Genomic DNA, 14949 nt, shown 5'->3' with positions numbered 1-14949 from the left:
TTGAGGAAAAAGAACGCTACGATGATAAGCACACTAACTAAGTGCTGCAACGCAGCTAACGCGAACAGGGTGTGGCTTATTGCCACACCCTGTGCAACGCAATCTTAACATACCGCCTTAACTTTTATTACTCAGCGTTTACTCGACCGTGACACTTTTTGCCAGGTTGCGCGGTTGGTCCACATCGGTGCCTTTGAGTACCGCTACGTGGTAACTCAAAAGCTGCAGGGGAAGGGTATACAACAGCGGTGCTAAAGCTTCGTGGATATGCGGCAATTCAATCACTTGAATATTGTCTTGCGGCTTAATACCGACGTTTTCATCAGCAAATACAAACAGCTGGCCGCCGCGAGCACGGACTTCCTGCAGGTTGGATTTTAGCTTCTCCAGCAGGTCGTCGTTAGGTGCGACCGAAATCACCGGCATCTCGCTATCCACCAGCGCCAACGGGCCATGCTTAAGCTCACCGGCAGGGTAAGCTTCAGCATGAATATAAGAGATCTCCTTTAGCTTGAGTGCGCCTTCCAGCGCAATCGGGTAGTGAGCACCGCGGCCCAAAAACAGCGCATGATGCTTCTCGGCAAAGGCCTGGGAAAGCTTTTCTATCTGGCCATCTAGCGTCAGCACCTGCTCACAGACGCTGGAAAGCGTGTGTAGCGCTTCCACAATACCCGCGTGCTCTTCCTGGCCTTTAGCCTTGCTGACCGATAGTGTCAGCAGCATGAGCGCAACCAGCTGGGTAGTGAAGGCCTTGGTCGAGGCAACACCGATTTCGGGGCCTGCACGGGTCATCAACGTCATGTCGGACTCGCGCACTAAAGAGCTTCCCGGCACGTTGCAGATTGCCAGAGTGCCTACGTAGCCCAAGGTTTTGGCAAACCGAAGTGCCGCCAGCGTATCGGCCGTTTCACCAGACTGGGAAAGCGTCACAAACAGGCTGCCTTCCGCTACGACCGGATGGCGATAACGGTATTCTGATGCCACTTCAACCTGTACCGGTACGCAGGCATAACGTTCAAGCCAGTAGCGTGCCACCATGGCCGCATGATAGCTGGTGCCACAGGCGATGATATGTATTTGGCGCGTTTTCTGGAACAGCACCTGGGCATCTGGGCCAAAGCTCTCTATCAGTACGCTGTTGCCGCTCAGACGGCCTTCCAGAACGGCTTGAATGACCGTGGGCTGCTCATAGATTTCTTTGAGCATATAGTGGCGATAGTCGCCTTTACTGGCGGCACCATCGCCATGCTCGAATATTTGTACGGGCCGGGTTACCGAATGGCCGTCACGATCCACGATACGAATAACGCCTTTTTCGCGCAGTTCGACCAGGTCGCCCTCTTCCAGGTAAATAAACCGATCAGTCACCTGCAGCAAAGCGAGCGGGTCTGAGGCTAAAAATGCCTCATCGATCCCCACACCCACCACCAGAGGACTGCCCTGACGAGCCCCCACCACCACGCCCGGTTCCTTGTTACTCATGACCCCCAAGGCATAGGCGCCGCCCAGGCCATTGACAATTTCCTGGGTGGCGTCAAACAGGCTAAAACCACTTTGCAGCTTATCGGAAAGCAAGTGAGCGATTACTTCAGTATCGGTTTCTGAGCTAAACGTGTAGCCGCTGGCTTGCAGGGTCTCTTTAATATATTCGTAGTTTTCAATAATGCCGTTATGTACGACGGCCACCTGCTGGCCACTATGGTGCGGATGGGCATTGGCTTCTGAGGGTTTGCCGTGGGTTGCCCAGCGCGTATGTGCAATGCCCGAGGTGCCCGGCAGCGTCTGTTGTTCCAGCGTTTGCTCAAGCGCTGCAACCTTGCCTAGCGCACGATGGCGCGTGAGTTCATTCTTAGCGTCTAACACCGTCATGCCGGATGAGTCATAGCCGCGATACTCCAGGCGTTTAAGCCCTTCTAACAGTATTTCTTGCACGTTACGTTGCGCAACCGCCGCGACGATGCCACACATAAGCAGTCCTCCTAGAACTTATTAACCAGCGATTGTTGGACAAATACCCTACTTGGCAGTCTTGACGGGCCGCGGCCAATCGGCTTTTTCCAGCTGCTTACTACGCGTCACCGCAAGGGCATGCTCACTGACATCTTTGGCAATGGTCGACCCTGCGCCCACCGTCGCCCCGCGGCCAATGGTGACCGGTGCCACCAACGCGCTATTGGAGCCAACAAAAACGTGGTCGCCTATCTCAGTATGGTGCTTATTGGCGCCGTCGTAGTTACAGGTAATCGTACCCGCGCCAACATTAACGTTGCGCCCCAGGCGTGCATCACCCACGTAGCTTAAGTGGTTTATCTTGCTGCCTTCGCCAACGTCAGCATTTTTGGTTTCTACAAAATTACCCACCTTGGCATTGACCGCCAGGCGTGTACCGGGGCGTAGCCGCGCGTAGGGGCCAATCTGGTTATGTCCGGCAGCTACCGTATGATCAATCACACTATGGCTATCAATGGTGCTTTCGGCGCCGATAGTGCTGTTTTTGATGACGCAGTAAGGGCCCACACGTACGCCTTCACCAAGCTCTACCTTGCCTTCAAAAATACAGCCCACGTCGATAAATACGTCGTGACCGCAGGTTAAGCTACCGCGTACATCCAGCCTTGCCGGGTCCGCTAGAGCTACGCCCTGCTCCATTAGCTGATTAGCCAGGTGCGTTTGATAGGCACGCTCCAGCCGCGCCATTTGCGCGCGATTATTCACACCCTCGACTTCAACGGCGCTGCTAGGCTGCTCGGTGCATACCTTGATACCTTCTGCCGCAGCCATCGCGATAACATCGGTCAGATAGTACTCGCCCTGTGCATTATCAGCGGAGAGTTTGGGTAGCCAGCGTTTTAGTTGGTCACTGGTCATCGCCATAATGCCGGTGTTGCATTCGGAAATAGCGCGCTCGGCGTCACTGGCGTCTTTTTGCTCAACGATAGCCACTGCCTCGCCTGCGTCATTACGCACGATGCGGCCATAGCCTGTTGGGTCATCTAGGGTGACGGTTAAAAGCCCCATATGCTGCTCATCGACATGGGCCAAAAGCGCTGACAGCGTTTCGCGCTGGATAAGCGGCACATCACCATAAAGGATCAAAACGATTCCGCTGCCAAGCTGGCTTACTGCCTGAGCAGCCGCGTGTCCTGTGCCCTTCTGCTCTTCCTGTACGGCAAACGTGACGTTCTCGTCCGCCAATGCCTGACGCAGCTGATCCGCGCCATGGCCGATGACCACGTGGGTACGCTCTGGACGCAAGCCCGCAGCCGTCTCCAGCACGTGCGTCACCATGGGTTTGCCCGCCAGGGTGTGGAGCACCTTGGGCATTTGTGAGCGCATTCGCGTGCCTTTACCCGCCGCGAGAATCACAACATCGAGTTCTTTTTGCATCCTAGTTACCTTGTTCTAGCTTCTCGTTAGGGGCCGTCCATTGCTCGATGCCTAGCTCATCGACCAGCGCTTCACCGAAATAATCTACAAAGGCAGGGCTTACGATACTCTGCCAATGATCACCCTCGCGTATCAACATCAAAACACTAAGATTATTGGCTAATGCCATTTCCATACCGGCCTCACTACCCACGACTAGTAATGCCGTCGCCCAGGCATCGGCCCAGGCGTTGGAGGGGTGAAAAACCGATACCGAAGCAAGGTTATGTGTGACTGGCTGACCGGTGCGCGGGTCAATGGTATGAGCAAAGCGTCTGCCGTCCACCTCAAAATAATTGCGGTAATCACCTGAGGTCGCAACGGACATGTTATGCAGCGGTAAAATATGCTGTGCCTGAGGCGCGCCATCTTGTGGGGTTTCAATACCCACTCGCCAGGGCGTTTCATTATCATCGCGGTAGCCATGTGCCAGCATATCCCCGCCCAGGTTGATTAAATAACCCTCTATGCCCTGCTGGTCCAGATACGCCGCTACGCGATCGGTGCCATGACCTTTGGCGACACCGGAGAGATCTATATAGACATCGCGCTCACGGCGCGCCTGCATGGACTGGGTATCCACCTGTACAGCATCAAAGCCGACTTGGGCCAAGCGCTGGGCGAGCATTTGCTCGGAAGGAACCTCTTTAGGACGCGCTTCAGGGCCAAAGCTCCATAGGTTGACCAGATCACCGATGGTGATATCAAACGCACCGCTGCTTGCTTCCGCGATTGAGCGGCTAATCGCCAGCACTTCAATAAGCGCATTGGAAAGCGGCTGCCACTCGTTGATCGGTGCCTGGTTAAATACGCTTAGCTCAGAGTCATCACGATAGGTCGACATGGCCGCATCGACGCTTTCAAGCTCTGCCAGGAAACCGGCTTCCAGCGCCTCAGCCTCTCCTTGTGTGAGGGGATCGCTAATGGATACCTGGTAGAAGGTGCCAAATATGCCACCTTCCAAACGTACTGGCGATTCAAGCGGGCGATCCTTTTCTGAACAGCCGACCAAGAGCAAAAGCACCATTGCCAGCGCTGCTTTTTCTATTAACCGTATCGATCCAGGGAGTAATAACATCATGAGCTTGCTCTAAAAGTGGAAAAACCAGATAAGCCACGCACCGAACAGTACGCGATAAACGACAAAGGGCTGCATGCCTATTTTTTTAATCACCACCAGAAAAAAGTGGATACATAAATAAGCGATCACACCCGATAGCAGCGTGCCAGCCGCCAGGGACAGCCAGTCGATAGCCTGAGGCTGGCGTAACAGCTTGATGGTCTCAAGCCCACCGGCCAGTAAGATAACGGGTATAGAGAGTAAAAAGGAGAAGCGGGCAGCGCCTTCACGGCTCATCCCCACCATCAGTGCCGCCGTCATGCTGATGCCTGAACGTGAAGTTCCGGGAATCAGAGCCAGTGCCTGGGAGAAGCCAATGATCATCACTTCTTTCCAGCCCATCTGATATTCACTTTTGGTGCCGCGTTTAAAATAGTCTGCATACCCCAGCAATAACCCGAACCCTATAAGGCTGATACCAATGATCAGCGTCGAGCGCATATAGGTTGAAATAATGTCCTGGAGCAAGAAACCGATGATACAGACGGGCAAGGTAGCGACGACGATCCAGAGGCCTAAACGAGCATCCTCGTTAATGGCACCGCCTTTGACGACCGCTAAACTACTGCGCACTATTTGCAGGATTTCTTTACGAAAATAAACCATAACGGCGGTTAGGCTTCCCACATGGAGCGCTACGTCAAAGGCGAGCCCCTGATCCTCCCATGAGGTAAGTACCGGTACTAAAATCAAATGCGCGGAGCTTGAAACAGGCAAAAATTCAGTCAGGCCTTGCACAGCGGCAAGCACCAGTATTTGTAACCACTCCATGGGTCATCCTGTACATCAAAACGTTTAATGAATGACAATGGCGCATAAGGATACACCTCCATCAGGCGAATGTCCGCCATGGCCACCGTCGTATGACGTTACGCGCTAGTGAATACTTCCCTGTAAAGGGCTTAAGAGGTAGCTATGCTTTGCGCTACAATCCTATTTCATTGAAAGCGCGCCCCGTCAGGTATTACATGACTCAGACCGTTGAAACGCCAGTGGTTCCCAACCGCGAGCTAGATAGTCAAATTGCCAAGCGCGTCACCTATATCGGCGCTTGGTTAGATGGCTTGCTTAGCATTGTCAAAGTGGCAGTGGGGTTTCTTGTTGGGTCGGCAGCACTGATTGCCGATGGCATCCATTCGCTGTCTGATCTGGTGACCGATGGCTTCGTGCTGGCGGCTATTCATTATGGTCGTCAGGAGCCCGACGATGACCACCATTATGGCCATGGCCGCATAGAAACCTTGACCACATTACTGCTGGGCAGCGTGCTGATTTTCGTCGCAGGTGGCATTGCCTGGTCCAGCCTGAGCCGCTTATTCAGTGGCGCAGAAGTGACCGCCCCTGGCCTCTGGGCCATTTTCATTACGTTTATTGCACTGTTGAGCAAAGAGTGGATATTTCGCTATACCATGCGGGTGGCCAAGCGTATCCAGTCACGCTTACTTGAAGCCAATGCCTGGCATTCGCGCAGCGACGCTCTATCCACGGCAGTCGTTCTCATTGCACTGATTGGTGCCCAGTTTGGTCTGGGCTGGCTGGATGCGGTAGCGGCTATCGTGGTGGGTTTATTGGTCGGTAAAGTGGGCTGGGATTTACTCTGGGAGTCAGCCCGAGAATTAGTCGATACGGCCCTACCCGAGGACATTCAACACCAGATGCACGATGTTGCCTGTAGCGTGCCAGGAGTAGATAGCGTTCACGACCTGCGTACCCGTCAATCGGCGGGCTGGGTCATGGTCGATCTGCATGTGGTGGTGAGGCCCAAGATTACCGTGTCTGAAGCCCACGAAATCGGCAATGAAGTTAGCCGTCGCCTGCGCCATGAATTCCCCCTGCTCACCGACGTTATTTTCCACGTTGACCCGGAGGATGATGCCGGAGAAGGCGATCCAAGCCGCTTGCCCGGCCTGCCCTTACGCCCTGAAGTAGAAGCTGCACTTAACGAGCGTTGGTACCGTCATCCGGTGTGGCGCACGCTGAATGAGCTGCAGCTGCACTATCTGGACGACAAGGTATCGGTATCACTGATCATTGACGATGCGGTTCACCAGCCCCCCCAGTGTCTGGCCAGCCAGCTGAAGGGCCTGGCCAGTGACATCGAATGGTTGGGACACGTAGAGGTCATGTTCATCACCCGAGCCGCCAGTAGCTCAATGCGTTAGCGCTTTCTCAACGCCAATGCGCTAAACGATCCATTAACCGATCGCGGCTGGGTACGGTGCCAGGGCCCTAGCCACTTGGCTAAGTGCTAGGTATGCGAGAGAATCGATGTCGCAATAGTGAAGTAGATCAATACGCCCGTGGCATCGATCAACGTGGTTACCAAAGGTGCGGAGGCGGTAGCCGGGTCGACCTTGAAGCGCTCAAGCACAAAGGGTAAGCACATTCCGATCAGGCTGCCAAACAGTACGATCGTTACCATGCTTAGTGCCACAATCATGGCCACTTCATTGCCACCGCGTAAAATACCGATCGGGGTCACGGCAATCGCCATGGTGAGCCCTAACGAGCCAGCGACCAGCAGTTCTCGACCGAGCATTTTACTCCAGTCTTTAACCCCTACATCGCCGGTTGCCATCCCGCGTACCATCAGCGTAGCGGCCTGAGCCCCCGCGTTACCGCCGCTGCCAATCAATAAAGGCAGGAAGAACACCAGCGCCACCTGGGCGGCAATAATATCTTCAAAGTAGGCAATACCCGCACCGGAAAACAGGTTGGCAAATACCAGTAATACCAACCAAAAAACCCGCTTGCGATAAAGGCTCCACAGCCGTACACGGCTTACACCATCTTCTAGCTGACCGATCGACATCCCTTTATGGAAATCCTCGGTGGCCTCAGACTCGGCAACGTCCATAGCGTCATCGTGGGTAACAATACCCACCATCCTGCCATCGTTATCAATCACCGGTAGTGCAAGCAAATCATAACGCGCCACAATACGCGCCACTTCTTCCTGCTCTTCATCCACCGTGGTGCTGATCACATCCTTGATCATGATGTCATCAACCACCGCCCCAGGACGTGCAACCATCAGCTGGCGCAGTGACATCGTGCCAATCAACTCACCGTCACTGTCCAATATATACAGCTGATACACCGTTTCAGCGTCTGGGGCCGTTTGACGCACGCGCATCAGCGCTTGAGACACCGTCATGCCACTGGCTATGGCGACATAGTCAGAGGTCATAATGGCGCCGGCCGTTCCTTCTTCGTAACTGGCTAACCGTTTGAGGTCTTCACGCTCTTGGTGGGCCATACGCCGCAACAGCGCTTCGCGTCGGTCATCGCCCAGCAGGTTAAACAAATCGGCCCGCTCATCAGAGCCCATTTCTTCCAGCAGTTTAAGTACCTGGGTATCGCCTAATTCGCCAACGACTTCAAGCTGGCTTTCTCCAGGCAGGTAGCCCAGTACATTTGCCGCACGCTCGGTAGAAAGCACATCCAGAATCGATAGTGCCGCCTGCAGCTCTTCGTCTTCTTCGATCAGCTCTTCGAGCACTTCACCAATATCGGCGGAGCGAATTTCAGCTAATCGTTCGGAAAGCCGTTCCTTACTGGGTTCATTTTTGACCAGCTCGTCGAGCAACTCGGCTTTTAGTTCCTGCAAGGTTTCATCATTCAATGCCATCGCTATCCTCCTACGTTGCTGACAACCATCATTCTACCAGACAAAAAAAACGCTCCTTAAACCCTAGCACGGGCTCAAGGAGCGTTTTATGAACGCTAAATGCGTTTTTTAACCTTTACCCGCTTTTTTGCGCAGCTGTTGAATCGTACGCAACTGGGCAACGGCTTCGGCAAGCTCTGCCGCCGCACGAGTATAGTCAAGCTCTGTTGACTTCTCGTTAAAGGCTTTCAATGCTTCTTTGCGCGCTTCTTCAGCGGCGGCCTCATTGAGGTCGCTGGCACGCGTAGCCGCATCAGCCAGGATCGTCACGACATCAGGCTGGACTTCCATAAAGCCGCCTGAGACAAAGAAGTTTTCTTCCTTGCCACCATCGTGGATCACCCGTACCGGACCCGGCTGAAGCTCGGTTAACAATGGAGCGTGACCTGGCAAAATCCCCAGGTCACCCATTTTTCCGGCAGCAACCACCATCTCAATCGTACCCGAGAAGATGGACTCTTCAGCGCTGACGATATTGCAAGTGAAGCTATTCGCCATAGCGAATCCCCCTAATGGACGGGATTACTTCTTCATCTGGTTAGCTTTTTCGACCGCTTCGTCGATGGAGCCAACCATGTAGAAGGCCTGTTCCGGCATATCGTCGTATTCACCGGCGAGTATGCCCTGGAAGCCACTAATCGTGTCTTTCAGTGAAACATACTTGCCGGGCGAACCGGTGAAGACCTCAGCCACGAAGAACGGCTGCGACAAGAAGCGCTGGATTTTACGCGCCCGGGAAACGGCCAGCTTGTCTTCATCAGACAGCTCGTCCATACCCAGAATAGCGATAATATCCTTGAGTTCCTTGTAGCGCTGAAGAACGTTCTGCACACCGCGAGCGGTAGCGTAGTGCTCTTCACCAACAACCAGCGGATCCAGCTGACGCGAGGTAGAATCCAGCGGATCGATGGCCGGATAGATACCTAGCTCAGCGATAGAACGTGCCAGTACCACGGTCGCATCAAGGTGCGCGAAGGTGGTCGCAGGCGACGGATCCGTCAAGTCATCGGCCGGTACGTATACGGCCTGAACAGACGTGATAGAGCCTGTTTTGGTCGAGGTGATACGTTCCTGCAGAACACCCATCTCTTCGGCCAATGTCGGCTGGTAACCTACCGCTGACGGCATACGGCCAAGCAGTGCCGATACTTCGGTACCGGCCAGGGTGTAACGGTAAATGTTATCGACGAACAGTAGAACGTCACGGCCTTCATCACGGAATTTTTCAGCGATGGTCAGACCGGTCAATGCTACGCGCAGACGGTTTCCCGGCGGCTCGTTCATCTGACCATAAACCAGCGATACCTTATCGATAACGTTGGATTCGGTCATTTCATGATAGAAGTCGTTACCCTCACGCGTACGCTCACCAACACCGGCAAATACGGAATAGCCGCTGTGCTCGGTGGCGATGTTGCGGATAAGCTCCATCATGTTAACGGTTTTACCTACACCGGCGCCGCCGAACAGGCCGACTTTACCACCCTTGGCAAACGGGCAGACCAGGTCGATAACCTTGATACCAGTTTCCAGCAGCTCGTTGGAAGCTGCCTGATCGGCATAGCTCGGTGCTTTACGGTGAATCGGCATACGCTCTTGCTCGCCGATCGGTCCTGCTTCATCAATCGGTTCGCCAAGTACGTTCATGATACGGCCCAGCGTTTCCTTACCCACGGGTACGGAAATCGCGGCACCGGTATTGATCACGTCCATGCTACGCTTCAAGCCCTCAGTGGAGCCCATTGCAATAGCACGAACCACGCCGTCGCCCAGCTGCTGCTGGACTTCGAGAATAGTCTCTTTCTCGGAGACCTTCAGCGCGTCGTAGACCTTGGGCACTGAGTCCCGCGGAAACTCTACGTCAATCACCGCGCCGATGATCTGTACGATACGTCCGCTCATCTTGGTTCCTCTCAAAAACCTGCAAATGAAACCTGTCTGCCGGAAGCCACTTGAATATCGGGCTTCCTAGGCGTTATACGGCTGAAGCGCCGCCGACGATCTCGGAAATTTCCTGGGTGATAGCAGCCTGGCGAGCCTTGTTATAGACCATCTCCAGATCATCAATCAGGTTGCCTGCGTTATCGGTGGCACTCTTCATAGCGATCATACGGGCTGCCTGTTCGCAGGCACCGTTTTCGACTACCGCCTGATACACCTGTGATTCGACGAAACGAACTAGCAGGCTATCAAGCAACGCCTTGGCATCCGGTTCATACAGGTAGTCCCAACTTCCGGGACGGGCGTCTTCTTCGTCGTGCTCACCGACACCCATATCGGGCGACAGCGGAAGAAGCTGACGAACCACCGGCCTCTGGGTCATGGTGTTAACGAATTCGTTATACACCACGAACAGGCGATCGAGTCGTCCTTCGTCGTACGCTTCGAGCATGACCTTGATACTTCCGATCAAACCCTCGACGGTCGGCTTCTCTCCCATACCACTTTTGGCTGCAATCAGGTTGCCGCCATAGTTACGGAAGAAAGCACCGGCCTTGGAGCCGAGGGCACAGAAGTCCAGTTCAGCGCCTTCCTGTTTCCAGGCCACGGCGTCTTTCACCACGGCTTTGAACAGGTTGACGTTTAACCCGCCACACAACCCACGGTCAGTAGAAACCACAATATAACCAACGCGCTTCACCTCGTTACGCTCGACCATATAGTCGTGCGTGTACTCAGGATTGGCGTTAGCCAGGTGGCCTACCACGTTACGGATCTGCTTGGCGTAAGGCTGGCTGGCCTTCATTAGATCTTGTGCTTTACGCATTTTCGATGCAGCCACCATTTCCATGGCGCTGGTGATCTTCTGCGTATTTTTGATGCTCCCAATCTGGGTGCGTATCTCTTTTGCAGCTGCCATAGCGATCTACCCTTCGTTCGTGGCTCTCAGAAAGTAGGCAAGCCCGCCCGCAGGCGGGCCAGACATTACCAGCTCTGAGTCGCCTTGAACTTCTCGAGACCCGACTTCATGCCGTCTTTAATCTCGTCGTTGTAGTCGCCGGTCTGGTTGATCTTGTCGAGCAGATCGCCGTGCTCGGACTTCATGTAATCGTGCAGGGCACGTTCGAAGTCCAACACTTTATCGACGCTCACGTCATCCAGGTAGCCTTCATTGGCGGCATACAGCGAGAGAGCCATTTCTGCCACAGACATCGGCGAGTACTGGTTCTGCTTCATCAGTTCGGTAACACGCTCACCGTGCTCGAGCTGCTTGCGCGTGGCTTCATCAAGGTCAGAGGCAAACTGCGAGAACGCCGCCAGTTCACGATACTGAGCCAGAGCCAGACGTACGCTACCACCCAGCTTCTTGATGATCTTGGTCTGCGCTGCACCACCTACACGAGAAACCGACAGGCCTGCGTTGATCGCCGGACGAATGCCGGAGTTGAACAGGTTGGTTTCCAGGAAGATCTGACCATCGGTGATCGAGATCACGTTGGTCGGAACGAACGCAGACACGTCGCCACCCTGGGTTTCGATGATCGGCAGCGCGGTTAAGGAACCGGTTTTGCCTGTCACTTCACCATTGGTGAACTTCTCAACGTAGTCGACGTTGACGCGTGCAGCACGCTCCAAAAGACGCGAGTGGAGATAGAACACGTCACCCGGGTAAGCTTCACGGCCCGGCGGACGACGTAGCAGCAGGGATACCTGACGGTAAGCCACAGCCTGCTTGGAGAGATCGTCATACACGATCATCGCGTCTTCGCCACGGTCACGGAAGTACTCGCCCATGGTGCAACCGGAATACGCAGAGAGGAACTGCATGGGGGCCGGATCGGCAGCACCAGCAGCAACGACGATGGTATGTTCCATCGCGCCATGTTCTTCGAGCTTGCGTACTATGTTGGCAATGGTCGACTGTTTCTGACCAATCGCCACGTAAACACAGGTAACACCTTTGCCTTTCTGGTTGATAATCGCATCGATAGCAATGGCCGACTTACCAATCTGACGGTCACCGATGATCAACTCACGCTGACCACGACCGATCGGCACCATAGAATCGATAGATTTCAGACCCGTTTGAATCGGTTCATCAACCGACTGACGGGTAATAACGCCCGGCGCCACTTTTTCTACGGCGTCGGTCATCTTGGCATTGATGTCGCCTTTGCCATCGATGGGGTTACCCAGCGCATCGACAACGCGGCCAATCAGCTCAGGACCTACCGGTACTTCAAGAATACGACCGGTACATTTCGCGGTCATGCCTTCTTCAAGCAGCAGGTAGTCGCCCAGGACAACGGCACCTACGGAGTCGCGCTCCAGGTTAAGTACCATGCCAAAGACGCTATTAGGAAATTCAATCATTTCACCAAACATTGCGTCTTCAAGGCCGTGAATTTTCACGATACCGTCAGAAACGCTAACAATGGTGCCCTGATTACGGGCTTCAGATGCGACGTCAAGCTTTTCAATACGCTGCTTGATGATGTCGCTGATCTCGGAAGGATTCAGTTGCTGCATGCCATGTCCCTCAGACTCAAGCGGTCAGCGCTTCGGAAAGGCGGTTCAATCGACCACGCACCGAACCGTCAATGACGGTATCACCGGCACGCAGGATGACACCGCCAATAAGCGACTTGTCTACCTGAGTAGTAATGGAGATTTCGCGATTCAGACGTTTCTTGAGCGCGTTTGCGAGCTTGGTCTGCTCTTCGGCCGTCAGCTCATAAGCTGACGTTACCATGACCTCTGTGCGCTGCTCATGTTCGGCACGTAAGTACTCGAACTGCTCAGCAATTGAGGCCAGTGACATCAAGCGACCCTGGTCTGCCAAAGTGTCCAAAAAGCGAGTTAACGTGTCGCTTTGCTGTTCTGGAAATAGATCCACCAGCAAGGCAACTTTCTTTTCGTTCTCAATTTTCGGACTGTTCAGCAGACGACGAACGTCGCTATCAGTCACGGCGGCGCCTAGAAAACCCAGCGCCTGCGACCAGCTATCAAGCGCGTCATTATCACGTGCGTGTTCAAACGCCGCCTTAGCGTAAGGACGAGCGACGGTATGTAGTTCCGCCATGATTCACCTCCTTACAGTTCAGCGGCTAGCTTATCAAGCAGCTCGCGATGCGCTTTCTCGTCGACAGAGGCTTCTAGAACACGCTCAGCGCCTACGATTGCCAGGTGGGATACCTGGGCACGCAGCTCTTCTTTCGCGCGGTTCACTTCTAGCTCAATCTCAGAACGTGCGCTCGCCATTAGGCGTTCGCCTTCAGCGCGGGCCTGCTCGCGGGCTTCTTCAATCATCTGAGCAGAACGTTTGTTGGCCTGTTCAAGAATCTGAGAAGCTTGCTCCTTGCTCTCACGCAGCGTTTGTTCTGCCCGTTCTTGAGCAAGCTCAAGATCACGGGTAGCACGGCTGGCTGCATCTAAACCATCAGCAATTTTTTTCTGACGCTCGTGGAGCGCGTTGCTGATCGGAGGCCACACGTACTTTATGCAAAACCAGACAAAGATCGCGAAGGCGATCGTCTGCCCGATAAGCGTCATGTTGATATTCACAGGGATGTACCTCTGACAAGTTCGTGGCGACCGGAGTCAAACAAAACCGAGCGGCTTATTCCCGCTCGGTGGTGCTGTCATTAACCGGCAACAACGAAAATCAGGTACATCGCAATACCAACACCGATCATCGGTACAGCATCCAGCAGACCTGCCATCAGGAAGGTTTTGGTTTGCAATTGATCGCTCATTTCCGGCTGACGCGCGGTAGATTCGATCAGTTTGCCGCCCAGGATGGCAAAGCCGATGCCGGTACCCAAGGCACCCATGCCGATCATGATCGAAGCAGCGATGTAGATAAGTTCCATGGTAATGCTCCTAGTTTTTCAAGTTTAAGTTTAAGGTTGAGGGTTAAGGGTTGTTGTCTTACAAACAGGGCTTACTTTAGTGATGCTCGTGCGCAGAACTCAGGTACACAACGGACAGCACAGTAAAGATGAATGCCTGCAGCGTAACGATCAGAATGTGGAAAATCGCCCACGGCACATCCAGCACCCAGATCGCCCAGAACGGCAGCATGGCGATAAGGATAAAGATAACTTCACCGGCAAACATGTTACCGAAAAGACGCATTGCTAGACTGAATGGCTTCACCAGCAAGGCGACAATTTCCAACAGTAGATTGAAGGGAATCAAAGCCCAGTGATTAAACGGTGTCAGAGACAGCTCTTTGGCAAAACCGCCAACGCCCTTCACCTTAAAGCTGTAGTAAAGGATTAGACAGAATACGCCCAATGCCAGACCCAGCGTGGCGTTAACATCGGTGGTCGGTACAATTTTCATGTAATCCACACCAAGCTTGCTAAACAGCACCGGGCCATAGTCGACAGGTAATATCTTGAGCGTGTTCATGAACAGAATCCACACGAACAGCGTTAATGCCAGCGGTGCAATAATCGGGTTGTGTCCTTTAAAGGCCCCTTTTACCATGTCTTCAACAAACTCGAACACCATTTCAACCGCATTTTGCAGGCCGCCCGGTACGCCGGTTGTCGCGGCTTTACCTGCTTTACGAAACAGCCATATAAACAGCAGCCCCATGGCAATTGACCAGCCCATGGTATCCAGGTGAATTGCCCAGAACCCCATATCGCTTGCTTCTTCTGCTGAATGTGCCAACGACCAGCCATTCACCGGGTGATGCCCAAACGTCAGGTTCTGCAAGTGGTGCTGGATATAATAAGTCGTCGAGACTTCGTTTCCTGCGGCCATAGAGATGTCACCTCAA

General features: G+C 53.8%; 14 protein-coding genes. 1 reads left to right on the top strand and 13 read right to left on the bottom strand.

What is annotated here, in order from left to right:
* Window positions 1–138: 138 nt before the first annotated feature.
* From glmS to ACT3R7_RS02735, 4 genes are read right to left on the bottom strand one after another with little or no spacing between them, the layout of a single operon-like run.
* Window positions 139–1968 (bottom strand): glutamine--fructose-6-phosphate transaminase (isomerizing), encoded by a 1830-nt coding sequence (gene glmS, locus ACT3R7_RS02750; protein WP_496198763.1) that lies wholly within the window; start codon window positions 1966–1968, stop codon window positions 139–141.
* A gap of 48 nt (window positions 1969–2016) precedes the next feature.
* Window positions 2017–3387, bottom strand: a complete 1371-nt coding sequence (glmU, locus tag ACT3R7_RS02745) for a bifunctional UDP-N-acetylglucosamine diphosphorylase/glucosamine-1-phosphate N-acetyltransferase GlmU (RefSeq protein WP_496198762.1) — start codon at window positions 3385–3387, stop codon at window positions 2017–2019.
* Between the two features lies 1 nt (window position 3388).
* Window positions 3389–4507 (bottom strand): FAD:protein FMN transferase, encoded by a 1119-nt coding sequence (locus ACT3R7_RS02740; RefSeq protein ID WP_496198761.1) that lies wholly within the window; start codon window positions 4505–4507, stop codon window positions 3389–3391.
* 9 nt (window positions 4508–4516) lie between these two features.
* Window positions 4517–5317: an undecaprenyl-diphosphate phosphatase gene (locus ACT3R7_RS02735; RefSeq protein WP_496198760.1), complete on the bottom strand. Its 801-nt coding sequence runs from the start codon at window positions 5315–5317 to the stop codon at window positions 4517–4519.
* 197 nt (window positions 5318–5514) lie between these two features.
* Between ACT3R7_RS02735 and ACT3R7_RS02730 the strand changes: the two genes are divergently transcribed.
* Window positions 5515–6708, top strand: coding sequence for a cation diffusion facilitator family transporter (locus tag ACT3R7_RS02730; protein ID WP_496198759.1), 1194 nt, complete (start codon window positions 5515–5517; stop codon window positions 6706–6708).
* 86 nt (window positions 6709–6794) lie between these two features.
* Here the strand turns inward: ACT3R7_RS02730 and mgtE are convergent, their stop codons facing one another.
* From mgtE to atpB, 9 genes are all read right to left on the bottom strand, one after another.
* Window positions 6795–8177: a magnesium transporter gene (gene mgtE / locus ACT3R7_RS02725; protein ID WP_496198758.1), complete on the bottom strand. Its 1383-nt coding sequence runs from the start codon at window positions 8175–8177 to the stop codon at window positions 6795–6797.
* A 108-nt stretch (window positions 8178–8285) separates the two neighbouring features.
* The gene (locus tag ACT3R7_RS02720) at window positions 8286–8714 is read right to left on the bottom strand and encodes a F0F1 ATP synthase subunit epsilon (protein WP_192536783.1); all 429 of its coding nucleotides are present in this window, start codon (window positions 8712–8714) and stop codon (window positions 8286–8288) included.
* Between the two features lie 24 nt (window positions 8715–8738).
* A complete protein-coding gene (gene atpD, locus ACT3R7_RS02715; protein WP_018918437.1) occupies window positions 8739–10118 on the bottom strand; it encodes a F0F1 ATP synthase subunit beta in 1380 nt (459 codons plus the stop codon).
* Between the two features lie 73 nt (window positions 10119–10191).
* Window positions 10192–11076: a F0F1 ATP synthase subunit gamma gene (gene atpG / locus ACT3R7_RS02710; RefSeq protein ID WP_018918436.1), complete on the bottom strand. Its 885-nt coding sequence runs from the start codon at window positions 11074–11076 to the stop codon at window positions 10192–10194.
* 65 nt (window positions 11077–11141) lie between these two features.
* A complete protein-coding gene (gene atpA / locus ACT3R7_RS02705; RefSeq protein WP_192536781.1) occupies window positions 11142–12686 on the bottom strand; it encodes a F0F1 ATP synthase subunit alpha in 1545 nt (514 codons plus the stop codon).
* Between the two features lie 16 nt (window positions 12687–12702).
* Entirely contained in the window at window positions 12703–13239 is a 537-nt protein-coding gene (locus ACT3R7_RS02700) for a F0F1 ATP synthase subunit delta (RefSeq protein ID WP_192536780.1), read from the bottom strand.
* Window positions 13240–13250: 11 nt separating this feature from the next.
* Window positions 13251–13721, bottom strand: a complete 471-nt coding sequence (locus ACT3R7_RS02695; RefSeq protein ID WP_106374612.1) for a F0F1 ATP synthase subunit B — start codon at window positions 13719–13721, stop codon at window positions 13251–13253.
* Window positions 13722–13801: 80 nt separating this feature from the next.
* Window positions 13802–14029 carry a F0F1 ATP synthase subunit C gene (atpE, locus tag ACT3R7_RS02690; RefSeq protein ID WP_192536779.1) on the bottom strand — a complete coding sequence of 76 codons (228 nt, stop codon included), beginning with the start codon at window positions 14027–14029 and terminating at the stop codon, window positions 13802–13804.
* Between the two features lie 76 nt (window positions 14030–14105).
* Window positions 14106–14933, bottom strand: a complete 828-nt coding sequence (atpB, locus tag ACT3R7_RS02685; RefSeq protein ID WP_192536778.1) for a F0F1 ATP synthase subunit A — start codon at window positions 14931–14933, stop codon at window positions 14106–14108.
* Window positions 14934–14949 lie beyond the last annotated feature (16 nt).

It is taken from the genome of Halomonas sp. AOP43-A1-21, assembly GCF_052376775.1.
GTDB classification, from domain to species: domain Bacteria; phylum Pseudomonadota; class Gammaproteobacteria; order Pseudomonadales; family Halomonadaceae; genus Vreelandella; species Vreelandella colorata.
This window is presented reverse-complemented; position numbering and strand designations above follow the sequence as displayed.